The organism is Deinococcus psychrotolerans (assembly GCF_003860465.1).
In the GTDB taxonomy this organism is placed as follows: Bacteria; Deinococcota; Deinococci; order Deinococcales; family Deinococcaceae; genus Deinococcus; species Deinococcus psychrotolerans.
Genome location: NZ_CP034183.1, coordinates 1,409,549 through 1,435,000, shown reverse-complemented (window position 1 = coordinate 1,435,000; position 25,452 = coordinate 1,409,549). Strand labels below are relative to the sequence as shown.

At 61.1% G+C, this 25,452-nt stretch carries 28 protein-coding genes (1 of these 28 running past the window's edge); 19 read left to right on the top strand and 9 right to left on the bottom strand.

Annotation, left to right across the window (positions count from 1 at the left end):
• The 4 genes from EHF33_RS07020 to EHF33_RS07005 all read left to right on the top strand — a co-directional run.
• A protein-coding gene (locus EHF33_RS07020) for an S-layer homology domain-containing protein (RefSeq protein WP_124869298.1) crosses the window boundary here: on the top strand, window positions 1-1,602 show its final stretch. It extends 1,929 nt beyond the left edge of the window; only the last 1,602 of its 3,531 coding nucleotides appear in the window; its start codon lies beyond the left edge, outside the window; it ends in the stop codon at window positions 1,600-1,602.
• Between the two features lie 92 nt (window positions 1,603-1,694).
• Window positions 1,695-2,621 (top strand): manganese-dependent inorganic pyrophosphatase, encoded by a 927-nt coding sequence (locus EHF33_RS07015; protein ID WP_124869295.1) that lies wholly within the window; start codon window positions 1,695-1,697, stop codon window positions 2,619-2,621.
• Between the two features lie 5 nt (window positions 2,622-2,626).
• Window positions 2,627-3,895 (top strand): bifunctional folylpolyglutamate synthase/dihydrofolate synthase, encoded by a 1,269-nt coding sequence (locus EHF33_RS07010; RefSeq protein WP_124869292.1) that lies wholly within the window; start codon window positions 2,627-2,629, stop codon window positions 3,893-3,895.
• Between the two features lie 74 nt (window positions 3,896-3,969).
• A complete protein-coding gene (locus tag EHF33_RS07005) occupies window positions 3,970-5,502 on the top strand; it encodes a carboxypeptidase M32 (protein ID WP_124869288.1) in 1,533 nt (510 codons plus the stop codon).
• A 22-nt stretch (window positions 5,503-5,524) separates the two neighbouring features.
• Here EHF33_RS07005 and EHF33_RS07000 read toward each other — a convergent pair whose 3' ends face one another.
• Window positions 5,525-5,911: a protease inhibitor I42 family protein gene (locus tag EHF33_RS07000; protein ID WP_124869285.1), complete on the bottom strand. Its 387-nt coding sequence runs from the start codon at window positions 5,909-5,911 to the stop codon at window positions 5,525-5,527.
• Window positions 5,912-6,045: 134 nt separating this feature from the next.
• Entirely contained in the window at window positions 6,046-6,297 is a 252-nt protein-coding gene (locus EHF33_RS06995) for a hypothetical protein (protein WP_124869283.1), read from the bottom strand.
• A 295-nt stretch (window positions 6,298-6,592) separates the two neighbouring features.
• Between EHF33_RS06995 and EHF33_RS06990 the strand changes: the two genes are divergently transcribed.
• Window positions 6,593-6,982, top strand: a complete 390-nt coding sequence (locus EHF33_RS06990) for a helix-turn-helix domain-containing protein (protein WP_124869281.1) — start codon at window positions 6,593-6,595, stop codon at window positions 6,980-6,982.
• A gap of 80 nt (window positions 6,983-7,062) precedes the next feature.
• On the opposite strand, the gene EHF33_RS06985 is transcribed toward EHF33_RS06990, so the two are convergent.
• Window positions 7,063-7,839 (bottom strand): PIG-L deacetylase family protein, encoded by a 777-nt coding sequence (locus EHF33_RS06985; RefSeq protein WP_124869278.1) that lies wholly within the window; start codon window positions 7,837-7,839, stop codon window positions 7,063-7,065.
• Window positions 7,840-7,925: 86 nt separating this feature from the next.
• On the opposite strand from EHF33_RS06985, the gene hisB reads away from it, so the two are divergent.
• The 10 genes from hisB to EHF33_RS06940 all read left to right on the top strand — a co-directional run bounded on the left by hisB (window position 7,926) and on the right by EHF33_RS06940 (window position 14,600).
• Window positions 7,926-8,528, top strand: a complete 603-nt coding sequence (hisB, locus tag EHF33_RS06980; RefSeq protein WP_124869275.1) for an imidazoleglycerol-phosphate dehydratase HisB — start codon at window positions 7,926-7,928, stop codon at window positions 8,526-8,528.
• Window positions 8,525-9,166, top strand: a complete 642-nt coding sequence (hisH, locus tag EHF33_RS06975; RefSeq protein ID WP_124869272.1) for an imidazole glycerol phosphate synthase subunit HisH — start codon at window positions 8,525-8,527, stop codon at window positions 9,164-9,166. Before hisB ends, hisH begins: the two co-directional genes overlap by 4 nt.
• Window positions 9,167-9,307: 141 nt before the next feature.
• A complete protein-coding gene (glgB, locus tag EHF33_RS06970; RefSeq protein WP_124869269.1) occupies window positions 9,308-11,407 on the top strand; it encodes a 1,4-alpha-glucan branching protein GlgB in 2,100 nt (699 codons plus the stop codon).
• A gap of 6 nt (window positions 11,408-11,413) precedes the next feature.
• On the top strand, window positions 11,414-11,668 hold the full coding sequence (locus EHF33_RS06965; RefSeq protein ID WP_124869266.1) for a hypothetical protein: 255 nt from the start codon (window positions 11,414-11,416) through the stop codon (window positions 11,666-11,668).
• Window positions 11,669-11,756: 88 nt separating this feature from the next.
• The gene (locus EHF33_RS21075) at window positions 11,757-11,900 is read left to right on the top strand and encodes a hypothetical protein (RefSeq protein WP_164473433.1); all 144 of its coding nucleotides are present in this window, start codon (window positions 11,757-11,759) and stop codon (window positions 11,898-11,900) included.
• A 64-nt stretch (window positions 11,901-11,964) separates the two neighbouring features.
• Entirely contained in the window at window positions 11,965-12,408 is a 444-nt protein-coding gene (locus tag EHF33_RS06960; RefSeq protein ID WP_124869264.1) for a uracil-DNA glycosylase, read from the top strand.
• Between the two features lie 124 nt (window positions 12,409-12,532).
• The gene (locus EHF33_RS06955) at window positions 12,533-12,775 is read left to right on the top strand and encodes a hypothetical protein (RefSeq protein ID WP_124869262.1); all 243 of its coding nucleotides are present in this window, start codon (window positions 12,533-12,535) and stop codon (window positions 12,773-12,775) included.
• A gap of 202 nt (window positions 12,776-12,977) precedes the next feature.
• Window positions 12,978-13,409 (top strand): 50S ribosomal protein L13, encoded by a 432-nt coding sequence (gene rplM, locus EHF33_RS06950; protein ID WP_124869260.1) that lies wholly within the window; start codon window positions 12,978-12,980, stop codon window positions 13,407-13,409.
• Entirely contained in the window at window positions 13,409-13,801 is a 393-nt protein-coding gene (gene rpsI, locus EHF33_RS06945) for a 30S ribosomal protein S9 (protein ID WP_124869257.1), read from the top strand. The genes rplM and rpsI overlap by 1 nt, the downstream gene beginning before the upstream one ends.
• Window positions 13,802-13,886: 85 nt before the next feature.
• On the top strand, window positions 13,887-14,600 hold the full coding sequence (locus tag EHF33_RS06940; RefSeq protein WP_241191080.1) for a YqjF family protein: 714 nt from the start codon (window positions 13,887-13,889) through the stop codon (window positions 14,598-14,600).
• On the opposite strand, the gene EHF33_RS06935 is transcribed toward EHF33_RS06940, so the two are convergent.
• The 6 genes from EHF33_RS06935 to EHF33_RS06910 form a co-directional block, all read right to left on the bottom strand.
• Window positions 14,597-15,196 (bottom strand): nucleoside/nucleotide kinase family protein, encoded by a 600-nt coding sequence (locus EHF33_RS06935; protein ID WP_241191079.1) that lies wholly within the window; start codon window positions 15,194-15,196, stop codon window positions 14,597-14,599. The genes EHF33_RS06940 and EHF33_RS06935 overlap by 4 nt on opposite strands.
• 53 nt (window positions 15,197-15,249) lie before the next feature.
• Window positions 15,250-16,215 (bottom strand): hypothetical protein, encoded by a 966-nt coding sequence (locus EHF33_RS06930; RefSeq protein ID WP_124869254.1) that lies wholly within the window; start codon window positions 16,213-16,215, stop codon window positions 15,250-15,252.
• A 67-nt stretch (window positions 16,216-16,282) separates the two neighbouring features.
• Window positions 16,283-18,508, bottom strand: a complete 2,226-nt coding sequence (locus tag EHF33_RS06925) for a RelA/SpoT family protein (protein WP_124869252.1) — start codon at window positions 18,506-18,508, stop codon at window positions 16,283-16,285.
• Between the two features lie 322 nt (window positions 18,509-18,830).
• On the bottom strand, window positions 18,831-19,574 hold the full coding sequence (locus EHF33_RS06920) for a DUF937 domain-containing protein (RefSeq protein ID WP_124869249.1): 744 nt from the start codon (window positions 19,572-19,574) through the stop codon (window positions 18,831-18,833).
• Between the two features lie 140 nt (window positions 19,575-19,714).
• Window positions 19,715-21,466 (bottom strand): bifunctional metallophosphatase/5'-nucleotidase, encoded by a 1,752-nt coding sequence (locus EHF33_RS06915; RefSeq protein WP_124869246.1) that lies wholly within the window; start codon window positions 21,464-21,466, stop codon window positions 19,715-19,717.
• A gap of 107 nt (window positions 21,467-21,573) precedes the next feature.
• Window positions 21,574-22,764, bottom strand: a complete 1,191-nt coding sequence (locus EHF33_RS06910) for an MFS transporter (protein WP_206431568.1) — start codon at window positions 22,762-22,764, stop codon at window positions 21,574-21,576.
• A 117-nt stretch (window positions 22,765-22,881) separates the two neighbouring features.
• Here EHF33_RS06910 and msrA point away from each other — a divergent pair, with 117 nt between their 5' ends.
• The 4 genes from msrA to EHF33_RS06895 all read left to right on the top strand — a co-directional run bounded on the left by msrA (window position 22,882) and on the right by EHF33_RS06895 (window position 25,446).
• Window positions 22,882-23,451, top strand: a complete 570-nt coding sequence (msrA, locus tag EHF33_RS06905) for a peptide-methionine (S)-S-oxide reductase MsrA (protein WP_124869243.1) — start codon at window positions 22,882-22,884, stop codon at window positions 23,449-23,451.
• Window positions 23,452-23,618: 167 nt separating this feature from the next.
• Complete coding sequence (locus EHF33_RS06900) at window positions 23,619-24,395, top strand: hypothetical protein (RefSeq protein WP_206431567.1); 777 nt, start codon at window positions 23,619-23,621, stop codon at window positions 24,393-24,395.
• Window positions 24,392-24,562, top strand: a complete 171-nt coding sequence (locus EHF33_RS21070) for a hypothetical protein (protein WP_164473432.1) — start codon at window positions 24,392-24,394, stop codon at window positions 24,560-24,562. Before EHF33_RS06900 ends, EHF33_RS21070 begins: the two co-directional genes overlap by 4 nt.
• Complete coding sequence (locus tag EHF33_RS06895; protein WP_124869240.1) at window positions 24,559-25,446, top strand: TAXI family TRAP transporter solute-binding subunit; 888 nt, start codon at window positions 24,559-24,561, stop codon at window positions 25,444-25,446. The genes EHF33_RS21070 and EHF33_RS06895 overlap by 4 nt, the downstream gene beginning before the upstream one ends.
• The last annotated feature ends 6 nt before the right edge of the window (window positions 25,447-25,452 follow it).

The window sequence follows — 25,452 nt, the reverse complement described above, 5'->3', positions numbered from 1 at the left end:
GTGGTGTCGGATGCTAAGGCCTACGGCGCAGACGCGCACGGCGCACTGGCGGGCTTCCAGATTGACAGCGAATACGCCCGCAGCGTGTTGAGTGGTCAAAACGGCAGCAACGCGGCAGTCACTAGCGGAAGCAACGTCTTCTATGCCAAGACCAGCGGCAGTGTCGGTCCCATTCGCATCTATGACCTGAACTACCGCAGCGTTGATGCCAACTACGACAAAACTGCTTCGATCTCCGAAGCCAACCCCAAAGACGGCGACAACGGCAGCACGGCTCCCTATAACCGTGGTGACCGCGCCACGACCGATAACAACGGCGCAACCCAGTACGCGACTCCTGGCCAAGTCGGTGCGGCGGCTCAAGTGGGCGGCACCCTCGGCCCCGTGGCGGTGGGCGGTTACTACAACGTTCAGACTGTTCAGGGCGGCAAGCTCGGTTCGACCGACAACAACGGCATCGTGGACTACGGCGTGGCTGCTAAAGTCAACTTGCTGAACCTGGTCACGGTGCGCGGCGGTTACTACAGCCTCTACACCGGCACCAACTCGGCAGACATCAGCAACAGCGCCAAGACCGACGTAGTGGGAACCCCCGCCAACGAAGCGGCAACCCGTTACATCGCGCGTGCTGACCTGACCCCCGGCTTCGGCTTCTCGGTCGGCGGCTACTACCAAGACGTGAGCATCGGCGGCACCCGCGCCGCGACAGACACTGTGGCGTCCGGTAGCTTGTTTGCCAACAGCCGCTACAACAGCTACTACACCCTCAACGACACCGCCCTCACCAACCAGAGCGGCTGTGGATCGCAGCACCCCGGCACCGGCCTGAAGGATACCGACGCAGTGGGCGGCGCACTGACCTTCAGCTTGGGCGCGTTCTCCGACAAGGTCTGCTACAGCGAGTACGGCGCAGAAGTTATGCACGACGGCGCTTTGCCCGGCGCATTGGTCAAGAACCTGTCGCTGCGTTTTGGCTACGCCAAGCGCCTCAGCAGCGGCTCCTCCTCTTACAACGACAGCTTGCTCTACGCTGACGGTCTGTACAACGCCAAGTTGGGCTTCCTCAATGTGAACCTCAAAGGCCTCTACAACAACTTCATCTACGACAGCGCAGCTAAGGCTGATCTCTCGACTGTCGCTGCTGGAGCCAAAGTCAGCACCGACACCATCGACACCATCTTCAAGCCCAGTGTCGAAGGTCAGGTCGGCTACCTCAGCCGCAACTACACTGGCAGCTCCGACGCGACCAAGAACTACGGCGTTTCGGCACTGAGCTACCGTGCGGGCATCAAGCTCAACGACTTCCTGTTGCCCACCGGCAAACTGGCCGTCTACTACGCTGGCCTGAACACCAAGAACCGCTCCTACACCCCCTGGACCGACAGCACCGACAACACCGCCGGTTTCTACGGCGATACTGCTGGCGCTTACTCGGTCAACCAGAACGGCGTTTACGTGGAAGGCAACTACTACGATCTGTCGTTCGCGTACGGCCTCTACAACTTGAGCGCCAAAGATGCCAACGGCACCCAGATGGCTCTGCCCAGCGGCCAAGTGGCTCAGGGTTCGACCTTCAAGATCACCTACAAGGTCAACTTCTAAGCCCCTTCTTCACCCCCGAAATGCCCCCTGCCATGTGCGGGGGGTATTTTTTTGTTGGGCACCTTAGGCGGCAATGCTCTAGACTGCTCAACATGATTTCTGTTTTTGGCCATCTCAATCCCGATACCGACGCCATCACGGCGGCGCTGGTTTATGCTCACTTCCTGACCCGCACGGGCACGCCGGCGACCCCTTACCGCCTCGGTGAACTCAACCACGAGACGGCTTATGTGCTGCGTGAAGCGGGTGTGAACGCGCCCGACTTGCTTGCGGCTTTGCCTGTGGGCAGTTCGGTGGCGCTGGTGGATCACAACGAGTCGGCCCAGAGTGCGCCCAACTTGGCCGAGCTTGACGTGCGCTATGTGGTAGATCACCACAAGCTCGGCGACCTGAGCACCGCCCAGCCTGCTTTCCTGCGCTTTGAGCCGCTGGGCTGCACTGGCACGCTGCTGCTCAAGTTGCACCGCGAAGCGGGCTTGAGCGTCGAGCCTACCGACGCCCGCTTGCTGCTGAGCGCCATTCTCTCGGACACCTTGCAGTTTCGCAGTCCCACCACCACCGATACCGACAGGGACGCTGCCGCTTTTCTCGCGCCCATCGCGGGGATCAGCGACGTGGAAGGCTACGCCATGCAGATGTTCGCCGCCAAGAGCGACCTCGGTGACATGCCCGCCGACAAACTGCTCAAAATGGATTACAAGGTCTTTCCGCTCGGGTCAGAAACGTGGGGCATCGGCATGGTTGAAACGACCAATCCAGCTTACGTTTTCGGGCGACAAGCCGAACTGCTCAGCGCCATGCAAGCCGAGAAGGCCGCCAGCAAGTTGAGTGGCATTTTGCTGGGTGTGGTGGACATTTTGAACGAAACCAACCGCACCTTGATCGTGTCGGATACTGAGGCGGAGGTGGTGCAGGCGGCCTTTGGCGTACCGACTGAGCAGCATCTGGCCGATTTGGGCAAGTTGATCAGCCGCAAAAAGCAGATTGTCCCCGCTTTAGAAGCGTATTTCGCTCAGTAACCACTTTGAGTAACCATCTCGATTGGCTCTACGCCCGTCAGCGCTTCGGGGTACATCCGGGTTTGGGCCGGGTGCGTGAGCTGCTGAATGTACTGGGCGATCCGCAAACTACCTTTCAAACTGTCTTGGTGGGCGGAACCAACGGCAAGGGCAGCACGGCGGCGACGCTGGCCAGCATTCTCCAGTCATCGGGCCAGCGCACTGCCCTGTTTACCAGCCCTCATCTGACCCGCTTTGCTGAGCGCTTCATGGTGGGTGGTCAGGAGTTATCCGCTGATGTGTTTGAAGCCGGACTGGGCCGGGTGCGCCCCCACGCCGAAGCGCTTGGAGCGACTTTTTTTGAAATTGTGGTGGCGCTGGGGTGCTGGCTGTTTGCGGAGGCCGGAGCGCAGTGGGCCGTGATGGAAGTCGGGCTGGGTGGGAGGCTGGACGCCACCAACGCGCTTGAGCCGGCCTTGAGTGTCATTACGGGCGTGGCGCTAGACCATACCGAGATTCTGGGCGATACCCTCAGCGCCATTACCAGCGAGAAAGCCGGAATTCTGCGGTCTGGCCGACTGGCAGTGACTGGCATCGCGCCCGCTTTCTGGCCGCTGCTGGACGCGACGGGCGCGGACGTGTGGGCGCTGGGCCGGGAGGCGAAGGTAGAAGTGCAACTGCAGGGCTGGCAAGGCTCACGGGTGACTCTTATCAGTCCTGCCGGGAGCCTCACGGTACTCACGCCACTGCTCGGGCAACATGGGGCCATGAACGCGGCACTAGCGGTGCTGGCGGCCCAGCGCTTGGGTACCGATTCGCAGGCCATTCAAAACGGCGTCACGCAAATTCGCTGGCCGGGCAGGTTAGAAAAACTGACTTGGCTTGGCGGGCCGGACGGTTTGGAGCGCCAAGTGGTGCTCGACGGTGCCCATAATCCTGACGGAGCGCGGGCATTGGCGGCGGCGCTGCGGAGTCTGGGCGTAGAGAAAGTGCCGCTGATCTTCGGTGCGGCGGGCGACAAAGACATTGCTGGCGTGGTGGCCGAACTTGCGCCTATTGCCAGTCAGGTGATCCTCACGCGCTCGCGGCTGAGTCCCCGAGCCGCCGAGCCGCAGGAGTTGGCCAAATTCTTTGAACCGTTTGGGATTCCCATTCGCTCCGCATCCACGCCTGCTGAGGCGCTGGCGTCGTTGCCGCCGGGCCTGAGCGTGGTGTGCGGCAGCTTGTACTTGCTGGGCGAAGTGCGGCCCCTGCTGCTGGGCGAGGCGGCGGAAGAGCGCGAACGGTGGCAGTGAGGGAGCAAAGGTGCCAAGAGTCAGTGAGGTTTGAACCTGCACTCCCGACTGCCCAGCGGTGTTAGCCTAGCTTCATGACTGTCACTGCTCCCCAACAGGTTGCTCCCGCCGGCCCCTTGGACGCTCTCAAGCGCCGCCTCAATCTCATCAGCGATCTGGGCGCGGCGCAGGGCCTGCTGTCGTGGGATCAGGAAACCCAGATGCCGGAGGATGCGGCGCGGGTGCGCGGTCTCCAGATGTCCAGTTTGGCCGGACTCAGCCACCACCTGTTGACCTCCGACGAAACGCGGGCGCTGCTGGAAGCTGCCGAAGCGGTAGACACGGGCCAACTCAGCGAAGTGGACGTGGATTTGTTGAGGGTGACTCGGCGTGACTTTGACAAAGCCACCAAGCTGCCCACCGCCTTTGTGGAAGACGTTTCGCAGGCCCGAAATGAGGCCCACCACGCTTGGATCAAGGCGCGGGCTGACAATGACTTCGCTTCTTTCGCGCCGTACTTGGAGCGGGTGCTGAGCCTGACCAGACAGTACGCCGAGCTGATCGGTTATGACCAGCACCCTTACGACGCGCTCCTCGACGACTACGAACCCGGCATGAAGACGGCCCACGTCCGGCAGATTTTTGCCGATTTGCGTGAGCGCACCTTGCCGCTGCTGCGCTCCATCGTCGCGGCGGGCGACGCCACCGATTACGGCGTGCTGACGCGTTCATTTCCGGCGGCGGCCCAGCGTCAGCTCTCGCTCAAAGTCGCCGAAGAAGCGTTCGGTCTGCTGCCCAGTTTTTCGCGGCTGGATGAAAGTGCCCACCCCTTTCAGACCAACTTCAGCGCCGACGATATCCGCATTACCACCCGCTTTGACGAACACTACTTTCCGATGAGCTTGTTCGGAACCTGGCACGAAACCGGCCACGCCATGTACGAGCACGGCGTCAGCTCAGAACTGGAGCGCACTCCGCTGGCACGCGGAGCCAGCTTGGGCGTTCACGAAAGTCAGTCACGCCTTTTTGAGAATCTGCTGGGCCGCTCCAAAGCCTTTTGGCAACATTATTTTGCCGAGTTGGCGCAGGCCGCACCGGAAGTCGCCGCCGGCCAGAGCGCCGAGTCCATTTACCGCGCCGTCAACCGCGTGGAGCCGAGCCTGATTCGGGTGGAAGCCGACGAAGTGACCTACAACTTTCACATCATGCTGCGCTTTGAGTTGGAACTGGCCCTGATCGAGGGTGAGCTAAGCGTGGCTGACCTGCCCGATGCTTGGAATGCCAAGATGCAGGAGTATCTGGGCGTGGTGCCTGACAGCGACAGCGAAGGCGTGCTGCAAGATATTCACTGGTCGGCGGGTCTGATCGGGTATTTCCCGACGTACAGCCTCGGCAACTTGCTGAGCGTGCAACTCCTAGAAGCCGCTAGCCAGAATCCTGAAATTGCCGCCGGACTCCAGAACGCCGATTACGCGCCGCTGCGGGAATGGCTGCGTGTTAACGTGCACCAGTATGGCCGCCGCCACACCCCCGCGCAAATTGTGGAGGGGGCCACGGGCCAGCCGCTGAGCGCCGACGCTTACGTGAAGTATTTGTTTGAAAAGTACGCAGAAATTTACGGTCTTTGAGTGCAGCGGCGTGCTGCTGGGTTTACTTGGCTGCCAAGTTGAACTGAATCAGCTTCGCCGTTTGGGTGGTCTGGCGTCCGGGCGGCAGGTTGACAAAGACAACCGGCGTAGTGACTGAGTAGCCGCCGAGGTCGAGTGACTTTTTGACGTAATAGACATAGGTGGTCACCGGGCCGGAACTGCCGACCACCGGCCTCGCTGCGCTTGCTCCAGCCGTGTTGGCAGTGGGCGCGGCAGCAACCGTTCTGTCCACCAGAGCCAGAAAGACCGGGTCGACGTCGAGGACGTGCCAGGCGTAGCCGGTGCCGGCGCTGCTGCTCAGCTCAAAGCGCAGGGTATCGCCCGCGCTCACCTTGAGGTCTTGGCCCGCTGCGCCGACTTTGAGCGTCAAGCTCTTAATTTTGGCCATTGGGTTCCCCGTTTGCTTCTGAGCGCTGGCTGAAGAGAGCAGGGCAAGCACGGCAACTATCAACAGTGTTTGGGCGCGGAGGGTCATCGTTCGAGTCTGACACAGGCAGGTGCAGGCATAGACGCCTGATCGCCTCAGACCGCTTGCTTTTGCTCGGTTTGGGCCACCAGATAAGCGCGGGTGGAATTCAGCCAAATCTGGGCCAGTTGGCTGTGGGGGTGCCGCCTCTCACTCAGGGCGTCGGCGCTGCGGGTAAGTTGGCGCTCGATGTGCCGCACGGCGCTCAGTCCGCCTTCGTTTTCAGCGGTGATCAAGGTGTTGAGGACAGCAGTGGGGTGCAGTTGGCCGAGTCTGAGCGTTTGGGCAATGTCTTCAAGGGCACGCATGGACAGTCCTCCGGAATAGCAATATCTAAAATGATGGAGATGAGAAGAAGTGTAAATCAAATTCTTGATTACGATTTTAGCGTAGTTTCCTGGCTTGTTCAAGAACTTGACCCACTTCATTCTGTCTTGACCAGACTGGAACGCGGTGCTACACTCGCACTTGAGGGTGCGAAATTCTGTAAATATCAGAAGGCTCAAACGTTCAACGTGGCGGCCAAGCATCCTGAGTCAGCTCATCTGTGAGCCTTCGGGGCTGCGTGCTGCGGCTGGCTCTCACCACACCGGGAGGTGAAGCATGAAATTACACGAACGACTCCGCGAGCTCAGGAGCGAGCGCGGGCTACGCCTCAAAGACGTGGCAGAGACGGCCAGCATCAGCGTGCCGTACTTGTCCGACCTAGAGCGTGGGCGCACCAACCCCAGCTTGGATACCCTTCAGACGCTGGCCGGCGCTTACGACATCACCGTTCACGACTTGCTCGAGGGCGTTGAGTTCTACGGCCAAAACACCGAAGGAGCCATGCCCAAAGGCTTAGCGGATTTGGTGGCCGACCCCACGCTGGGCGCTCAGATCACGCCGGACTGGGTTCGCACCTTGGCCCGCATCGAGCTGCGCGGCAAGCGCCCCCGCGACAAGGGCGATTGGTACGAGATCTACTTGCACCTCAAGCGCATTCTGGATTAAGGCTGTCCAGTCAAAATTACCCCCCGGCTTTTGGGTTGGGGGGCTTTTCTTGGCTTGGAAAAAAGGATTCGGAGGCTGTCCTACTCTTTGCTGTCCAGCTCCCTGAACAGCTCGGCGTATCCCACCCCCACTTGCTTGCCCGATCCGGCGAAAAAGCCTTTCATGCCGCTGCCACTGCCACCGTTTTGGCTGACATGCTGGGCCAGCGCTCTCACTTTGGTGTCGATCACGCCGCTGATGTCCACCGCCACGTCGGGCCTACGGGTCTGAAACAAATAGACCGGCGGCTTATTCGCGCCCAGCGTGTTCCAGAACTTCAAGAATTCGCGGGCCGACCCCTGATGATCCACATGCAAATAGGGGAGAGCCGGAGAACTCGGATCAAACACGAACACGGCGTCGGGCTTGACTTCGTTGTAAATGCGCTCCACTTCCGGCAAAAAGCGCGGGTCGGCGGCCACGCCTCTGTCTGGCAGGGCCAGCGAATAAATATGGGTATAGCCGTTGATAGCTCCGGCGGCGGCCTGCTCGGCGCGGCGGGCGGCGGCGAGATCAGGAGCGTCGATTTTATTCGGCCCCTTTTCGCCGTCGCTGGACACCACGACCTGCACGTTCGCGCCGTTGTCCGAAAGTCGCCGCAGGGTGCCGCCGATGTACCACTCCAGATCGTCGGGATGGGCGACAATGGCCAGCACGGTTTTTTTGCCGAGGAGAGCTTGGCCTTTGGTCAGCGCCTCGGCAACCGGAGTGGTCAGTTGGGTGGTAAAGACAGTGGTGCAGGCGGTACCGAGCGCTGCCACCAGCAGCAGCCACCACCATCGGCGGCGGTTGGGGGCCTTGCCAGTCAAACGGGTCATGGCTCAGTCTAGGCGAGCGGAAGCAGAGCAAAAGCGGCGACGCTCCCCCTGCCCTGCTTCCCGCTTTTGCCCGCTAGACTCTGTTCATGTCAGCTTCCCGCCCCACCTCCCGCCACGCCACCGTAAAGCGCCGCACTTTAGAAACCGCCATTACCGTCAGGCTCGATCTCGACACGCCCGGCGCGGAGCTGAGCAGCGGGCACGGCTTTTTCGATCACATGCTTGAGCAGCTCTCGCGCCACGGACGACTGGGCCTCAGCGTTCAGGCGACGGGCGACCTTCACATCGAGCCGCACCACCTCGTCGAAGACACCGGCATCACGCTGGGGCAAGCGCTGAGCCAGGCGCTGGGCGACCGTAAAGGCATCGAGCGTTACGGCAGCGCCTTCGTGCCGATGGACGAAACGCTGGTTCACGTCGTCGTGGATTTGTCGGGCCGCGCCCACCTCGCCTTCGAGCCGGAAAAGCTGGAGGTGTGGGGTACGGCGGGCGACTTTACCCATTACCATTTGCGTGAATTTCTGCGCGGTTTTTGCAATCACGGTGGCGTGACCTTACATGTGCGCTTGCTGGCCGGAAGAGAAGCCCACCACGTCATCGAGGCCATTATGAAAGCATTTGCGCGGGCGCTCAGAGACGCCGTGCAAGTCACCAGTGGCGAGTTGCCGAGCACCAAAGGGAGTTTGTGACGGCTGAAGGGTCAAAAGAAGTGTTGCTGCTCGATTACGGCGCAGGCAATCTCCGCAGCGCCGAAAAAGCCCTGCTGCGGGCTGGCTTAAGTGTTCGCGTCACCAATCAGCCTGCCGAACTCGAGGGCGCGGCGGGCATCGTCGTGCCGGGTCAAGGTCACTTCCGGCAAGTCATGGAGGCGTTCGACGCCAGCGGCTTCCGGGAACCGCTGCTGCGCACTGTTCGGGCCGGCACGCCGCTTTTGGGCATCTGCGTGGGGATGCAAATGCTGTTTTCCGGCTCGGAAGAAGCCCCCGGCGTGGCGGGCCTGGGCTTGATCGAGGGTACCGTCAAACGCTTCGAGAATCAGCCAGGCCTCAAGGTGCCGCAAATGGGCTGGAACACGCTGGAGGCAGTCGGAGACTCGCCGCTGCTGCGCGGTTTGGACAACTCAGGCTACGCCTATTTCGTTCACAGCTACTACGTGCCGCTTTCGGCGCGGGTCACGGCGGGTGCTATCACCGAGTACGGCGTACCGTTCTGGTCGGTCATCAGCCAGGGCAACATCCACGCCACCCAGTTTCACCCTGAAAAAAGCGGCGAACTCGGCCTGGCCCTGCTGAGCCGTTTTCGGCGCAATGTCATCGAGACGGCGTAACCAATCGAGGGATGTGGTCAAGAAAGAGCTGCTTGTTTGACCACGCCACCCGTACAGTCCGCCTCAGTCTAAATTTATCTAGTCTTTAAGCGCTGCCGAGCCCACGCCTTTTCTGACGCTCAGGAACAGTAAACTGTCGGGATGAATGAGTTGCTGCCCTTGAGTTACGACCTCCTGCAAAAAATGGCCACCGCCGATTTGGTGCGCCCCGATCAATTGCTGGGAGCACATGTCACCAGTGAAGGCGGCGTGGAAGGGGTGCGCTTCGCGGTGTGGGCACCCAACGCCCAGCATGTCAGCGTGGTCGGCGATTTCAATGCTTGGAACGGCTTGGAGCATCCGATGAACCGGCTTGATTTCGGCTTCTGGGGTTTGTTCGTGCCGCAGGCCCGCTTCGGTCAAGCTTACAAGTACAACGTCACTGGCCAAGACGGGCGCACAGTCCAAAAAGCCGATCCTTACATGCAGTTTGCCGAGCTGCGTCCCTCCACCGCCAGCATTATCTGGCAAAGCAGCCACGCTTGGAACGACGCCGAGTGGATGGCGGGGCGTGACCAGAGCGAGAAAAAACCCATCAGTATTTACGAGGTGCATCTGGGATCGTGGGCGCGGGGGCTAGGCAACTGGTATATGAATTACCGCGACATCGCGCACCGTTTGGCCGATTACGTCGACTGGCTCGGCTACACCCACGTCGAACTGATGGGCGTCATGGAGCATCCCTTTGACGGCTCGTGGGGCTATCAGGTCACCGGTTACTACGCGCCGACCAGCCGCTTCGGCACGCCCGACGATTTCAAATACTTGGTCGACCACCTGCACTCACGCGGCATCGCGGTGCTGCTCGACTGGGTGCCGGGCCATTTTCCCACCGACGAACACGGCCTCGCCCGCTTTGACGGCGGCCCGCTCTTCGAATATGCCGATCCGCGCAAGGGCTTTCACCACGACTGGAACACCTACATCTTCGATTACGGACGCAACGAAGTGGTGATGTTTCTGATCGGCTCGGCGCTCAAATGGCTGGAGGAATACCACATCGACGGCCTGCGGGTAGACGCGGTGGCCTCGATCCTCTACCTGGATTTTTCGCGCACCGATTGGATTCCCAACATCTACGGCGGCAACGAGAACTTGGAAGCCATCGCCTTTCTCAAGCGCCTCAACGACGTGGTGGCCCACCAAGCGCCGGGCACCATCATGATCGCTGAGGAGAGCACCAACTTTCCGGGTGTGACTTCCCCGGCCCCGTTCGGCCTCGGTTTTCACTATAAATGGGCCATGGGATGGATGAACGACAGCCTCTCGTACATCCAAGAAGACCCGATCTACCGCAAGTACGACCACCACAAGCTGACCTTTTTCAACGTTTACCGCACCTCCGAGAAGTTTGTACTGGCGCTCTCGCATGACGAAGTGGTTCACGGCAAACGCAGCCTGCTGCGCAAGATGCCCGGCGATCAATATGCCCAGATGGCGGGGCTGCGGGTCTTTTACACCTACCTGTGGACAACTCCCGGCAAGAAGCTGCTGTTCATGGGCCAAGAATTTGCTCAGAGCACCGAATGGAACGAAAACATCGAGCTGCCCTGGCACCTGACCGATCTGCGCGACCACCGGGGCGTCATGTTGCTGGTGCGCGACCTCAACCGGCTCTACCGTGAATTCCCAGCGCTGCACGTGGGCGATCACTCGCCTGAAGGGATGCTGTGGGTCAACGCCGACGACGCTGAGGCCAGCACCTACAGTTACATTCGCCGCGACCCGGACAGCAGCGACTGGGTGTTGGTGGTGCTGAATATGACGCCGGTCTACCGCGAGGGCTATCCGGTGGGCGTGCCGATGCCGGGTCTGTACCAAGTCCTGCTGAGCACCGATGACGGTGGATACGGCGGTTTCGGCACCCAGCAAAGCAGCTTGGAAGCCTTCGAGGGCGGCGATCATGGCCAGACCCACCGCTTGCTGCTCAACTTGGCCCCCAACAGCGCCCTGATTTTAAGGCCGCTGCCGAGTGAGCCGCAGCTCAGTGAATCCCAGACCAGTGAATCCCAGCTCACTGAGCAGAGCAGCCAAGAGTCTGCGCCCGCTGCTGGCGCAGAACTGATCCAGACCACAGCGCAAACACCCCAGCCAGCTCCACCACAAACAGTTGTAAAGCCGAAAAGTAAAGCGCCAGCCAAAAGCAAGGCCTCAGCCGACAGCAAAGCGCCGCGCAAAACTAAAGCCACTTCCAAAGCTTAAACGCTCATGCCGCCCTCCCCAGACCGTCTGACGGCGCTGAGTTTGCTGCTGCTGCTCAGCGCGGCGCTGCTGTTGTTCGCGCCGCTGCTGGGTTTCGGCGTGCCGGTGTGGATGCTGGCCGTTTTGCTGGCAGCCCGCTTGGTGGTGCAGGTGCTGCGGGCCAGAACCGATCCGCGCCTGCGCCGCCCAGCCAGTTGGGTGCTCGACGTGGCCTTGATCGTCTTGCTGCTGCTGACGGTGAATCAGGGCAGTGCCGGATAGCTTGTACGGCCCCGGAATGCCACTGAACTGCGGTCTGGATGAAGTGATGGGGAAGGCGAGTACCGGTCAAAAGCGTTAAGCTTTGCTCATGATTCGTTTCCAAAAGCAAGACGCGCTGCACCCCGAAAAAGAATCGACCGTCGTCTTTGATCTGCTGCCGCTGTTGGTGTTCGCGGTGGGCTATTTCGTGACCCGCAGCTTGCTGGGCGCGTTGCCTGCGGCGTCTAACTAAACTTCTTACTCCCCCCACTGCCCAGCCCGCGCCAATCGGCGCTCACTTGAGCTAAGGTAAAGCCATGACGCAAAACAACATTCCTGACAAACAGATGTACAAGAGCAATTCCAGCGGGCGCAACGTGGTGCCGGGCTGGATGAAGATGAACAAAGACAAACCGGACGGAATCGAGATTCAGCTTGACATTGATGCTGCCGATTTGAAGCGCCAGCAGGCCACTTTGTTGATCGAATACTGGCCCACCCCTGGCGATTTGGGCCTTCAGAGCTTGTTGCCGGTTCGCGCCTTCAGCACCGCGCCCGACAGCTGGTGCGTCTTTGTGCCGGCGCAGGGTCAAGTGCTGGTGAGGGCGATTGACACTGAGCCGTCACCACCGCTGCTCTCGGCTCACAGCATCATCCTCGACCCCGCGACGCCACCAGGTACAGTCGTCAACGTGCTGGTCAAATTCCCGACTGAGACGCCTGCGCCCAGCTCGATTAGCAATTTGATGCTCAACAACTGAAGCGGCTTGGGCGTGTGCGGGCCGCTGTTGTCTTCGGGTCTACACAATTCAGCGCCCCCACTTCTTAAAGTCAATCGTCAGGAAGTACACCCCTTCTCAGGTAGCGATTGGCTACGCTGTGTTTATGTTGCAGCACTATACAGATACCCGCACTTCACAAGGCCGCGTCCGGTTCTTGCTGGACGCTTCGGATGTAGTCCTGCTCACTGAAGGCGAAGGCTGGCATGTCCAGCAGCGCTTCACCACTTTCCACGACGCGGCGCTGGCACTGGCACTCAATGAGCGGGTTTCACAGCGGCTGTATAGCCAAGCCCTAGACGACCTTTACCATCAACTCAATTTCTTCGGGCAACTCGGCGCGGCTTAAGGCCCGTTTGCTCAGTGACGTTCAACTTCAGGCTTGCCCGCACCGCTCAGGTCTGCTACACTCATGAGCGGTGTTTTGCGCTTGGTAGAGTGCAAAGCGGGTCGGGCGCAGCCCCGGCGAGGTCGCTTCACGCTTGCCCCCGCGAGCGTCAAAAGACTGACCTAACGCGCTGCAAAACTCAACTTCGCATTGGAGCTACAACGTGAAAACCTACGTGCCTGACAACAATTCAACCGAACAAAACTGGGTCGTGGTGGACGCCAACAACGTGCCCTTGGGCCGCCTCGCCACCTTGATCGCCAGCCGCATCCGTGGCAAGCACCGCCCCGACTTCACCCCCAACATTATCAACGGCGACTTCGTGGTGGTCATCAACGCCGAGAAAGTGGCGCTGACCGGCAAAAAGCTGGATCAAAAAGTTTACACACGTTACAGCGGCTACCAGGGCGGCCTCAAGAAAGAAACCGCCCGCACCGCGCTGGCCCGTCACCCCGAGCGCGTCATTGAGCACGCCGTCTTCGGCATGTTGCCCAAAGGCCGCCAAGGCCGCTCGATGCACCCCCGCCTCAAGGTTTATGCGGGCGAGCAGCACCCCCACGCCGCCCAACAACCCACCAAGCTGGAGAACAACTAATGGCTATCGAACAATTCTACGGAACGGGCCGCCGCAAAACTGCTGTGGCGCGGGTGTTTTTACGCCCCGGTGAAGGCAAAATCGTCGTCAACGGCAAGGAGTTTCAAAACTACTTCCGTGGTCTGCTCCGCGCCGTTCACGCGCTGCAAGCTTTCCGTGAAACCGGCACGGCGGGGCGCTACGACGCTTACATCACCGTGGCGGGCGGCGGCCCCAGCGGTCAGGCGGACGCCATCAAGCTGGGCATTTCGCGCGCCCTGCTGAAAGTCAATCCTGACTTCCGCGCTCAGCTCAAGCCCAAGGGCTTACTTAAGCGCGACCCCCGCGAAGTCGAGCGCAAGAAGTACGGCCTCAAGAAGGCCCGCCGCGCTCCGCAGTTCAGCAAGCGCTAACCCTTTTTTATTTGCTGGCCCTCTCCCTAACCGGAGGGGGTTTTTTGTTGCCCTCCTGCACTCCCAAAGTCGCTAGGCTGAGCGGGTGACTGATCCTGCCCATCCGCCCTACGCCCTGAGAATGATCTGGCAGCGGCTGTGCTTTATGCACTGGCCCGTCAGCGCGGCCGAACTGCACAAGCACTTGCCGCCGGGCCTCACCTTAGACACCTATCACGGACAGGCTTACCTCGGCGTGGTGCCGTTCTTGATGTCGGACGTGGCCCCGCGCGGTCTGCCCACCGTCAGCGGCTTATCTACCTTTACCGAACTCAATTTGCGAACTTACGTGATCAACGCTGAGGGTACGGCAGGCGTTTGGTTTTTCAGCTTAGACGCCGCGCAACCTGTAGCCGTGCGGCTGGCGCGGCTGGGTTTTCATTTGCCGTATTTCGACGCGCAGATGTGGAGCGCCCAGCGCGGTGAAGTGACTGAATACGCCAGCGTCCGCACCCATAAAGGCGTCACGGCCGGCGCATTTGCCGCCGCTTACCGGCCCGTCGGCCCCGCCTTTGAGTCGCAGGAAGGCAGCCTGGAAGCGTGGCTGACCGAGCGCTATTTTTTGTTCAGCGCTGCCGGAGACAAGATTTACAAAGGCCCGATCTGGCACCGGCGCTGGCCGCTGCAACGCGCCGAAGCAGAAATCAGGCTGAACACTTTGGCGGATTTGATCGGGGTGAAGCTGGAGGGCAAGCCGCATCTGCTTTACGGTGAGAAGCAGGTGGTAAGGGCGGGGCTGATCGGGCGGGTAAGAGGCTAAAGGGAGATCAAATCTGGTGAGTCGAGCACCGCGTTGTCAATAACCAAGCTGGCCCACCGCTCTGGCTGAGCTTCCAGAAAGTAAAGCTGCTGCCCGCCGATGTATCGGGCGTTGCTGGGCGCGTTGACGTCTCCACTTCCATACCCTTCACCGCGCTGCGCTCCTCGCGGAACCGAAACTTCAAACGGCACCCGTAGAAAAAGAGAGAAGTCCCAGTATTCGCGCAGTTCGGGACGGTGAAGAAAGAGGCCATCGAATAAGAGAATGTCACCTGCTTGAGCGTGTTGGGCTGGAAGCTCAAGCGGCGTGTCTGTTGCAACATCAAATACGCCGCAGCGATACCAACCGTTTCCGTTTGGGCCGAGCGGTTCGAGTAAAGCGGTTTGCAGCGCGGCGTAATTGTAGGAATCGCGGTAAAAGCCTTCGGGTGACTGACGGCCCAAGCGGTAGCGCTCGGCGCGTGGGCGGTGAAAGCCGTCCACTCCGGCGCGAATGATGCCAGCGCCAGCGGCTCTTAAGACGACTGCCAACTCGTCTGCAAAATGGGTTTTGCCTGCTCCGTCTACTCCATCTACGGCGACGCGCAGCACGCTCATGCCCCGCCGCCCCAAGAGGTCAGTTGCTACCTTTTTGAGCAGAGCTGAGCGGTTCAGCGTTCTGCCTCCATCACAAACGCCGTCTCCATGCCGGCCTTCGCCGTTTCCCGTGCCACTTCCGGGGCGAAGTTCAGCGCCAGCACCGCTTGATAACTGCGCCGCGCCAAATCCCGATCCTGCTGAGCGTCGCGGACCTGGCCCAGTCGCGCCAGCACCAGCCCCGGCAAGCTGCGCGGCAAGTCGCTCAGGCCGTGCGCCGACTTTTCCAGCAAGCTGCGGGCGTTTTCTAGGTCGCCGGTGGCCAAAAAGATTCCGGCGGCGTGGTAATCCAGCTCTGAGAGCGGCGTGATGGCGTCGCCCGTTTCGCGGCCCAGTGCGGCGATCAGGGCGTTCAGGTCGTCGTCCTCGCGGAGTTGTCCGGCCCGATCCGCCAGTGCCCGCAGGCGCGAAGCCTCGCCGGGTTGGAAGTTGGGCAGGTCAGGCAAAGCCGCCTGAGGCAAGCGCTCCAGCAGGCCCGGCAGATCGTCGAGTGCCGCAAGCGCCACCCCCCGCTGGTCTTGTAGGCTCTGTGCCAGCTCGTCCAAACGGCGGGCGTGATGGCGGGTGCCGGGGCCTTCGCCGAGCGACTCGGCAAGGGCGGTGTGGTAACGGCGGGTCAGCTCCAGCGTCTCCGGAGCCGTGACTTTCTCAAAGGTCATCGGCGTTTGCAGCAAATCGGCCAGTTCGCTTTCGGCGGCGGCAGCGGCTTTGAGGCGCTGGCGGCCTTGCGGGTACTGAGGCATAAATTCGAGAAGCTGCTGATACTCGGCCTCGGCAAAAGCCCAATCCGGCGCGAGATCGGTGGTGGATAAGCGGGCCGCGCCGAAGCTGTCGCGGGCGGGGTGGTCGGGGTCGGGGCCGCTGAGCCACAGCAGCCGCGCCGCGCCGAGTTGGCGGGCGACTTCCACCAGGGTGGCGGCGTTGTACTGCGGCGAGAGCCGGAGCAGGTCGCCGAGGTCGGGGAGTAAGAAAAGAGGCACTGCCACCAGCTTAGCGGCTGGGCGGCTTAAAGGGTGACCGGGCTGAGGGCGTCGCTCCGCTTACGCCTCAGTTTCGCGGCACACTTTTATTGCCTTTGCCCACCCGCAATACGTCGGTCACGCTTTCAATCTGGCGCAGTTGGTTGGCCAGCGACACCAACTCAGCCTGATTTTCCACCGCCAGCCGCAGCGCAATATGCGCCACGCTGTCTGCGCCCACTCCGGCGCTGACTTTCATCGGGCTGTGCTTGAGGCTCACCAGCAAGCCCAGCACGTCGCTCAGCAGGCCGCTGCGGTCGGCGGCGACCACGTCCACGTCCACGATGGCGTTGCCCCGCGTCCCCGGATTCCATGAAGCGGCCACGCAACGCTCCGGCTCGAACTTGAGCAGCCGCACCATGTTGGGGCAATCGATCCGGTGCACCGTGACGCCGCGCCCCCGCGTCAGGTAACCCATGATCTGATCGCCGCGAATCGGGGTGCAGCAGTTGGCCAGCTTGGTGACGGTAGAAAACCCCTCCACGTACACGCCTCCCGGCTCCACCGGACGCGGCGCGGGGGCGCGGAGGGGGCGCTGCTCCTGCTCAAGTTGCGGCGCGAGGGCGCGGGCCACTGCGCCGGGCGTCAGCTTTCCGGCATGTATGGCCAGATACAGATCGTCGGGGTTACGCGACCCGGCCAGCTTGAAGCTGACATCTTCGAGAATTTTGGTTCGCATCAGCTGACGCACTGGCAGTTGGCGCTTTCGCAGATGCTTTTCGAGCAGGTCGTGGCCATTTTGCAGGGCTTCGCTGCGCTCCAGAATGCGGAAGTGGTGGCGGATTTTGCTTCGGGCGCTGCGGGTGGTGGCAAAGTTGAGCCAGTCGCGGCTGGGGGTGCTGTTCTTGTTGGTGACGATCTCCACCATGTCGCCGTTTTTGAGTTTGTGACTCAGCGAAACAATCGAGCCGTTGACCCGCGAGCCGATGGTGGTGTCGCCGATGCGGCTGTGAATGTGGTAGGCAAAGTCCACCGGGGTCGCGCCCTGCGGCAAGCTGACCGTGTCGCCCCTCGGCGTAAACACGAAGACCCGCCCGCCCAGAATGTCGTTCTTGACGGCGTCCACGAAGTCGGCAGCGTCGGAAAAATCGCGCTGCAAGTCGCGCATTTGCAATAACCAGTCGTCGCGCTCCTTCTGGGCCAGCGCCGAGCCTTGCTTGTACATCCAGTGGGCGGCGATCCCGAACTCGGCCACCATGTGCATCCGTTTCGAGCGGATCTGCACTTCAATCGGCTGCCCGCCCTGACTGATCACGGTGGTGTGCAGGCTTTGGTAGCCGTTGGGCTTGGGCACGGCGATGTAATCTTTGAAGCGGCCCGGAATCGGCGACCACATGCTGTGCACGATGCCCAGCGAGTGGTAGCACACCCGCTTTTCACGGGCTTCCTCGGCGCGTTCTTTTTGGCGGCTCTCGGGGGCGTTGACCGGCTTGGGCGTCAGGATGAGGCGGATGGCCAGCAAATCAAAAATCTGCTCTAAGGCCTTGCCCTCCTTTTGCATTTTCTGGTGAATGCTCCAGAGGTGCTTGCTGCGCCCGGAGATGTCTTCTTCCTGAACCCACTCCGAGAGCTCGATATCGTCGGCGAGTTCGGCGCGGAGCTGCTCGATGGCCTGTGTGATCTGCGCGTCGCGCTCTTCTTGGCGGGTTCGCAGGCGGGTTTCCAGGTAGCTGTAGGCCTGCGGATCGAGGTATGTGAAACTGAGATCCTCCAGTTCCCACTTGATCTGCCCGATGCCGAGCCGGTGGGCCAGCGGCGCGAAAATCTCGATGGTTTCGCGGGCAATGCGCTGCTGCTTCTCCGGCTTCATGCTGGCCAGCGTCCGCATGTTGTGCAATCGGTCAGCCAGTTTGACGATGATGATCCGGACGTCGCCGGTCATGGCGATCAGCATCTGGCGCAGGTTTTCAGATTGCTGGTCGTGGAGGTTGGCGCTGAGCTTGGTCAGTTTGCTGACCTTGGTTTCGCCCTCCACGATCTTGCGGACATCCGGCCCGAACTGCGCTTCGATCACGGCAAAGGTGACGCGCTCCACGTCTTCTACCGTGTCGTGGAGGAGGCCCGCCGAGATGGCGTCGGTGTCCATCCCCAACTCGGCCAGAATTTTGGCGACCGCCACCGGGTGGGTGATGTACGGCTCGCCGCTTTTGCGGGCCACACCTTCGTGGGCTTCACGGGCGAATTCGTAAGCGGCTTCGATTTTGTCCCGTTCTTCCGGCGGGCGCTCCGCGATCAGCGGGCGGAGGAGTTCCATGCCATGCACCCCGCCAAGATAGCGAATTGCGGCGGCAGATGTCTGTCATGTGTGTCTGAGCGGTGAGTCAGCAAAAACGCTCCCCACCGGCAAAAGGCCAGAAGGGAGCGGGGATAAGTTGAGGAGCAGAGATTGTTAGCGCTTGACGCGAACGGGCACCGGAACCGGCTGCGGCTGACCGCCCGGATTACGCAACGTTTCACGCAACCATTCGATGAATTCCTTGAGGCCCATACCAAGATTCTAGGCCCAGCAAGGTGATGGGAGATGCGCCAAAGCTTACCATCACTTTAAGCTCGTTTGGCAAGCTGCTCAGACGCGCTCAGCGCCGGTTGCCGCCAAACATTCCAATCAAGTCTTCTAAGGGGTTGCCGCTCTGCTGAGATTGCTGCCCAACAGGCTCCAGGCCCACGCCGCCGCCCATTTGGTTGCTCTGAGGCTGGCTATTTTGCTGCCCGCCGCCAAAAATGCTGCCGAGCATTCCGCCGAGGTCGCCCAAGCCGCCGGAGCTTTGCTGGGGTTGTTGATATTGGGGCTGCTGGGGCTGTGAGCCGCCGCCCAAGACGCTGCCCAAAATGCTGCCGAGGCCGCCCGCCGCGCCGCCGCCCAGCACACTGCCGAGAATGCTGCCCAGACCGCCCAGATTGCCGCCCATACCGCCGCCGCCCGCGCCCCGGTTGCGGCTGAGGTAGCCCAGCACCAGCGGCGCGGCCATAGAAATAATCTGGATGGCGAGCTGTGGGCTGATTCCGGCCCGCTGGCTTACCGCGTTGACGGCCGAGTTCTGGTTGCCGCCAAAGACGTGGCGCGTAATGGCTTGGCCGTCGTCCAAGTTAGGCAAGTTGCCCTGCTGAAGGTTATCGATGGCGCTGCCGTCGTGCTGGTCGAGCGCCTGCGAGAGCGAGGCCGCGCCCTGCGGATCTTGGGCATTGTGGCCCATCTGGCTAATGAGCAGTGGCACGGCGGCTTCGAGCGCCGAGTTCATTTGGTCTGGGGCCACGCCGAGCTGCTGACCGAGCTGAGCGGTTTGGTTTTGGCCGAGGCCGAGCATATTCAAGATGTCCATGGATGAAGTAGATAACGGTGGGGCAATAAAAAAGCCAGAGTTGGATGAAGGCGGGCTTAGGCAGAGAAGGCACAGCAAAGCCGGAACACGGTGGTAAGTCCGAGTGTTCCGGCTGAAAAGAAGTCGAGTGGGTTTTAGCCTTACAGCTTGGTGATCCGGCCCTTGACTTTGCCGTCTAGGGTACTGCCTTTGGCTTTCAGGTAAACGTTGAGGGCGTCCACGTCCACGAGGTTGGGGAGTTCGACTTTGTTGGTGCCCTTGGTGAAGACGCTGAAGAAGTCGCCGCCGGTTGCCAAGAAGCTGTTGATCGCTACGCGGTACTTGGCGGCGGGGTCAATCGGCTTGCCGCCAAACATGATGTCGGCGATGTTGATCTTGCTGCCTGCCGGAGCGCTGTCGGTGTACTTGTAGCTAAAGCCCTCGCTGACTTGCAACAACTTGACGGCGGTGGCGTTTTCGTTCATCCACTGCTGTTCCAGCACGTCTTTGATCTGCTGGCCGGTCATATCGATGACCACCAAGGTATTGCCGAACGGCTGCACAGCGTACACGTCACCGAAGTTGATGGCGTTTCCAGCTTTGATCTGGCCGGTATCGGGCAAGTCCTGACGAATACCGCCGGGGTTCATCAGCGAAATCTGGGTGCCCTGCGCCAGGGTGGCAAACACCTGCGCGTCGGCAATCACGTCGCCCAAGGCCGACTCGGTGTTGCGGGCATTGCTGATACCGCGCTGAATTTGAGGCACACCCAGGTTAGCGACGGGCACGGCTTTGACCGCGTCGGTTTTGGCTTTGGCCTTGTCCACCAGCGCCAGCATGTCGGCATTGAGGGTCTTGTTGGTTTCGCGGGCGGTGTAGTCGACCACCAAGTTGGCGGCCGAAACGCTGAGCGGCTTGTGGTTGGCTTTGTCGACCGTCAGGTTGAGGGTTTGCAGCAGGTGGCCGTAGAAATCACCCTGAATCACGATGCGGTCTTTGCCGGTGGGGTCGGGCACGAGGCAGTTGTAGCCCTGGTGACTGTGTCCGCTGATGATGGCGCTGACCGCCGGATCGACTTTTTTGGCAATCGCGACAATCGGGCTGCTCGCGTCGAGGGTCTTGCAACCGACGGTGGCGTAGGTGTCTTTGCTGTCCTTGGAAATCTCGCCGCCTTCGTGAATCAGCATGATGATGGCGTCCACGTTTTTGGCTTTGATCTCGGGAATGTACTTGTTAATCGAGGCGGCTTCGTCGAGGAAGTTGAGGTCTTTGATGCCGTCGGGCGAAACCAGACCCGTTACCGATTTGGTCACGGCCCCGATAAAGGCGATCTTCGCGCCGCCGATGTCCTGAATGATGTAAGGCGCAAAGGGGGTGCCGGTTTTGCCGCTGCTGGCGTTGTATTCCACGTTCGCGCCGATCCATTTGAACTTCGCTCCATCAAACGTCGGGTCAAATTTACAGGCTTTGGCCGCGTCGTTGCTGTCGCAGCCGCCGTTTTGCATCCTGAACAATTCTTTGAGGCCCTGATCGAACTCGTGGTTGCCTAGCGCACTGATCTGCATTCCGATTTTGTTGAGGGCCACCACGCTGGGTTCGTCGCGCAGCAGGCTGCTGGTGGCTGGACTCGCGCCGATCAGGTCGCCGCCGCCCACCAAGATGGTGTTGGGGTTTTTGAGCTTGGCGTCGTTGACTTCTGAAGCAATGGCCGCCACGCCGCCCGCCTTGATGGCCGCCGTGTCGCCCACTTTGGTAAACGAGGTGGGTTCGAGGTTGCCGTGAAAGTCGTTGAGGCCGAGGATAGTGATGTTGACCGGATCGGGGGTCTTGGGAGTAGTGGTATTGGTGGTGGTGGTCGTGCAGGCCGAGAGCAGCAGGGCTGAAGTCAGCAGAGCCAGAGTAGGTTTAATCATCACTACATCATAAAACATAAATGTTGTCAGGGTTTCATCTGGTCATCATTTCTGCTTGAGACTGGAAACGGAACCGGGCGTCCGTGCCTGAACCTGAAGATGGATGCTCAGCGCTTGTTGAGCACAGCTTGAAGCGGTTTTTCTAGTGCCCACACTGCCAAAATGGCCAGCCCAAAGAGGATACCCAGCACCGACACCCCTGCCCAGCCGTAACGCACGTAAGCCACGCTGGAGAGCGCCGAACCCAGCACCCCACCCGCAAAATAACTGCTCAAATAAACGGTGGTCAGGCGGCTTCTGGCCTCAGGGCGCAGGCGGTAGATCTCGGACTGGTTGGTGATGTGCAGCGCCTGCACGCCCAAATCCATCAGCAGCGCTCCCGCGATCAGCGCGGCCAGCGAGGTCTGGCCCCACCAGATCAGCCCGAACGAGGCGGCAATCAAAGCGGCCATCACCCCCGAAATCCAGTGGCTGCGCCCCGCGTCGGCCTGGCGGCCTGCCCACGAAGCGGCCAGCGCTCCCACCGCGCCCACCAAACCGAACAGGCCCACCAAAGCTTCGTTGTAAAAGTACGGCGGCCCGGCCAGCAAAAAGGAGAGGCTTGTCCAGAACACGCTGAAGGCGGCGAAGGCCAGCAGCCCGTAAAGCGAGCGGCGGCGCAGTATGGGCTCGCTGATGACCAGCTCAAGCACCGAGGCCAGCAGCGTGCGGTAAGGCAAGCGGCGGCTCGGAGCGAGACTGGGCAGGCCGCGCCGCAGCAGCGCCCACAGCAGCGCCAGTGTGGTCGCCGCCACCACAAACACCAGCCGCCAGCCCAGCAGCGAGGCCAGCACTCCCGAGACGGTGCGGGCCAGCAAAATGCCCAGCAGCAAGCCGCTCATGACCGTGCCTACTACCTTGCCCCGGTTGGCGTCGTCGGCGAGGCTGGCCGCGAACGGCACCAAGACCTGCGCTCCCACGGTGGTCAGGCCCAGCAGCACCGAGGCCAGCGCGAACAGCCAGAACGCTGGGGCTGCCGCCACCGCCAGCAGGCCCACGACGCTGAGCGCCACCAAGCCGAGCGTTAGCTTGCGTCGGTCGAGCACGTCGCCCAGCGGCACCACCAACACCATCCCCATGACGTAGCCGAGCTGAATCCAGGTGACTAAGCGGGCGGCGCTGCCCACGTCCACCTTAAAATCGGCGGCGATTTGCGGCAACAGCGGCTGGGCGTAGTACAAATTGGCCACGATCAGGCCTACCGAAACGGAGAACAAGGTGATGGTGGCACGGGTCAGGCGGGGAGCAGGAGCAGTCACGCCCGCCAGCCTAGCGCCGTTGGGGGCCGCTTGAGAGAAAACCCGGAGCAGAGTTAAGCCCAGCCAAACGTGCCGACTCGCGCCATCTGAAATGCTCCCACGCGGCAAACTAAGAGCATGACCGATTCGACCCTGAACCCAGATTCGTCTGCAAGCCTGCAAACCGCCATTCTCGCCAGCGGCTGCTTTTGGTGCACCGAGGCGGTGTTTGACAACGTCAAGGGCATCGCGAAAGTCGAGAGCGGCTACATCGGCGGCTCCGTCGCCAACCCCAGCTACAACCAGGTCTGCTCCGGCAGAACCGGTCACGCCGAGGCCGTGCGCCTGACCTTTGATCCCAGCGTCATCCCCTACCGCGACGTGCTGGGTATCTTTTTCGCCACCCATGACCCCACCCAGCTCAACCGCCAGGGCCACGATGTCGGCACCCAGTACCGCTCCGCCGTGTTTTACCAGACCGACGCCGAAAAGGCTGAAGTTCAGGCGTTTATCGATGATCTGAGCGCCCAGCACGTCTACGATCAGCCGATTGTGACTACCCTAGAGCCGGTTTCCCAGTTCTACGTGGCCGAGGACTACCACCAGAGCTACTTCGCCAACAACCCCACCCAGCCGTACTGCATGGCGGTCATCACGCCCAAAGTCATCAAGATGCGCAAGAGCTATTCGCACTATCTAAACGTCTGAGTTTCAAGTGGCCTGAGCGCTCTCTCTGCTGGAGAGAGCGTTTTTTGGGTTTCCAGTTACTGAGGTCGGCCGCTCGCGGTTCGGAACGCCGGGCCGTCCAAACGCGTATTCTGGGATGAAACTTTGTGGGCTATCCCTTACAAGGCCTACCCTCTGGAGGCAGACCCATGATCGAAAAACCCGGCACCCAAACCATACAGACCGTCAGATCAGGCCCGAACATCGTTGTCACCACCGTCATCGGCGTGCTGGTGCTGGCGGCCATCGCGGGCGCGGCCGTCGCCTTGTTCAACGTGGCGCTGACTACCGTCACCATCGCGGCCTTCGTCATCGCCATCGTGGCCTTCGTGGTGCTGTGGCCGGCTATCATGCTGGGCCTGCGGGCTGGGCGCAGCAAGGTCGAGGAGACGGTGGCCCGCGCCCTGCCCATCGAAACCTTGATTGCCAAGCGCGGCGACATGGAAAAACTGATCACCCAAAAAGGCCAGCAACTCGCCAACGCACGCGGATACTTACATGATTTCAAGCGGGTCATCGACGAGAGCCGGGGGCAGTTGCCCGAAGCCGACATCAGCAATTGGCAGCAGGAACTGGAAGCCAGCAACGCCGCCTTCTCGCAGGCCCAGACGTATTACGCAACCATGCAAGACGATTTGCGCGAGTTCGATCTGGTCATCAAAAAAGCCCGGATCGACATGCGGTTAGCCGAAGCGCGGGGCAATTTGGCCGGAGCGCTGCAAATGGCCCGCCTCAGCCCCACCGAGCAGCACACCACCGAGGCGGCCCTTTCTGAAATTTCGCGCCGCTCTGGGCGCACCGCCGAACTGCTCGACGCCGCGCTGACCACGCAGGCTGCCAACCAACAGCGCCGAATCGGCGGCACGGCGCTGCCGGATCTGTCGGCCAACTTGGAGGGCGTGAGCGTTGGGAACGAGCGAAAATGAAGCGTCCCGGCGTACTGATCGGCGTGCTGCTGGTGGTCTTGCTGCTGTGCGTGGGGCTGGTCTATCTCGACCAGACCGGAGCGCTCGGTAACATCGTTTCCGGTTCTTCTGGCCCATCCAACTCTTCGAGTCCGACGACCAACGATCCGTATAAGGGGCTGAAATGAAACGTTTCGCGCTTGCGTGCGCCCTGCTCACTGGAGCAGCTTTTGCTCAAACCCCGTCGACTCAGCCGCTCACCGTGCTGAATGTCGCCACCGGCAGCAAGGGCGGCACCTACGCCACCATGTACAAGAATCTGGGCGATGTGTGCACCTCGGCGTCGTGGCTGCGCGAGCGGCAGACTTCCGGCAGTGTGGAGAGCGTGGATCTGCTGCTGAGCAACCAAGTTTCACTGGCCTTCGTGCAACTCGACGTGCTCAAGGCCCGCGACCAAATCGACGGCGACGCGCGTACCAAAGGGATTCGTACCCTCTTGGCGCTGCATCAAGAAGAACTTCACTTGATCGCCAAAAAGCCCACCAAGAATTTCTTTGGGCGCTTGAGCGGCGTCACCAGTTACAGCCAGCTCGCCGGAAAAAAGCTGGGCGCTTGGGGCGGCAGCGTGGTCACGGCCAATGTGCTGCGGGCCAAAGCGGGGGTGAGTTTCGAGGTGGTGAGTTTTCCCACCCGTGAAGCGGCGCTCTCGGCCCTCTCGGCGGGCACGGTGGACGCGGTGCTGGCGGCGGTGGGCCAGCCTGCCGACTGGGTCAAAGCGCTCGACGCCCAGCAGTACAGCTTGTTGCCGCTCGATATTGACCCAGCCAAAGTCAAGGACTTTTACCAAAAAGCCAAGCTGATTTACCCGCAGTTTGGAGCCAGTGTCGATACCTACAGCGTGCAGAGCCTGCTGGTGACCCGCGATTTCAAAACGCCGGAAAAGCGGGCGCAGCTGCTCAAGTACCAGGCCTGTGCCAAAAACAAACTGACCCGCCTCCAAGAAGACGAGGGGATGCACCCCAAGTGGAACGACGTGACCTTCAAGTCTGCGGGCTGGCCGGACTACAAATGAGGCCCG

Excerpts from the sequence above, each read along its gene's own strand:
- EHF33_RS07000 (WP_124869285.1), bottom strand. The coding sequence starts at position 5,911 with ATGGCCAAAATTAAGAGCTTGACGCTCAAAGTCGGCGCAGCGGGCCAA.
- EHF33_RS06920 (WP_124869249.1), bottom strand. The coding sequence starts at position 19,574 with ATGGACATCTTGAATATGCTCGGCCTCGGCCAAAACCAAACCGCTCAG.
- EHF33_RS06900 (WP_206431567.1), top strand. The coding sequence starts at position 23,619 with ATGATCGAAAAACCCGGCACCCAAACCATACAGACCGTCAGATCAGGC.
- EHF33_RS07005 (WP_124869288.1), top strand. The coding sequence starts at position 3,970 with ATGACTGTCACTGCTCCCCAACAGGTTGCTCCCGCCGGCCCCTTGGAC.
- EHF33_RS06935 (WP_241191079.1), bottom strand. The coding sequence starts at position 15,196 with ATGAGCGTGCTGCGCGTCGCCGTAGATGGAGTAGACGGAGCAGGCAAA.
- EHF33_RS06925 (WP_124869252.1), bottom strand. The coding sequence starts at position 18,508 with ATGGAACTCCTCCGCCCGCTGATCGCGGAGCGCCCGCCGGAAGAACGG.
- EHF33_RS06955 (WP_124869262.1), top strand. The coding sequence starts at position 12,533 with ATGTTGCAGCACTATACAGATACCCGCACTTCACAAGGCCGCGTCCGG.
- EHF33_RS07015 (WP_124869295.1), top strand. The coding sequence starts at position 1,695 with ATGATTTCTGTTTTTGGCCATCTCAATCCCGATACCGACGCCATCACG.
- msrA (WP_124869243.1), top strand. The coding sequence starts at position 22,882 with ATGACCGATTCGACCCTGAACCCAGATTCGTCTGCAAGCCTGCAAACC.
- EHF33_RS21070 (WP_164473432.1), top strand. The coding sequence starts at position 24,392 with ATGAAGCGTCCCGGCGTACTGATCGGCGTGCTGCTGGTGGTCTTGCTG.
- EHF33_RS06985 (WP_124869278.1), bottom strand. The coding sequence starts at position 7,839 with ATGACCCGTTTGACTGGCAAGGCCCCCAACCGCCGCCGATGGTGGTGG.
- EHF33_RS06915 (WP_124869246.1), bottom strand. The coding sequence starts at position 21,466 with ATGATTAAACCTACTCTGGCTCTGCTGACTTCAGCCCTGCTGCTCTCG.
- EHF33_RS06895 (WP_124869240.1), top strand. The coding sequence starts at position 24,559 with ATGAAACGTTTCGCGCTTGCGTGCGCCCTGCTCACTGGAGCAGCTTTT.
- EHF33_RS06960 (WP_124869264.1), top strand. The coding sequence starts at position 11,965 with ATGACGCAAAACAACATTCCTGACAAACAGATGTACAAGAGCAATTCC.
- EHF33_RS06990 (WP_124869281.1), top strand. The coding sequence starts at position 6,593 with ATGAAATTACACGAACGACTCCGCGAGCTCAGGAGCGAGCGCGGGCTA.
- hisB (WP_124869275.1), top strand. The coding sequence starts at position 7,926 with ATGTCAGCTTCCCGCCCCACCTCCCGCCACGCCACCGTAAAGCGCCGC.
- EHF33_RS06995 (WP_124869283.1), bottom strand. The coding sequence starts at position 6,297 with ATGCGTGCCCTTGAAGACATTGCCCAAACGCTCAGACTCGGCCAACTG.
- rpsI (WP_124869257.1), top strand. The coding sequence starts at position 13,409 with ATGGCTATCGAACAATTCTACGGAACGGGCCGCCGCAAAACTGCTGTG.
- glgB (WP_124869269.1), top strand. The coding sequence starts at position 9,308 with ATGAATGAGTTGCTGCCCTTGAGTTACGACCTCCTGCAAAAAATGGCC.
- EHF33_RS06965 (WP_124869266.1), top strand. The coding sequence starts at position 11,414 with ATGCCGCCCTCCCCAGACCGTCTGACGGCGCTGAGTTTGCTGCTGCTG.
- EHF33_RS21075 (WP_164473433.1), top strand. The coding sequence starts at position 11,757 with ATGATTCGTTTCCAAAAGCAAGACGCGCTGCACCCCGAAAAAGAATCG.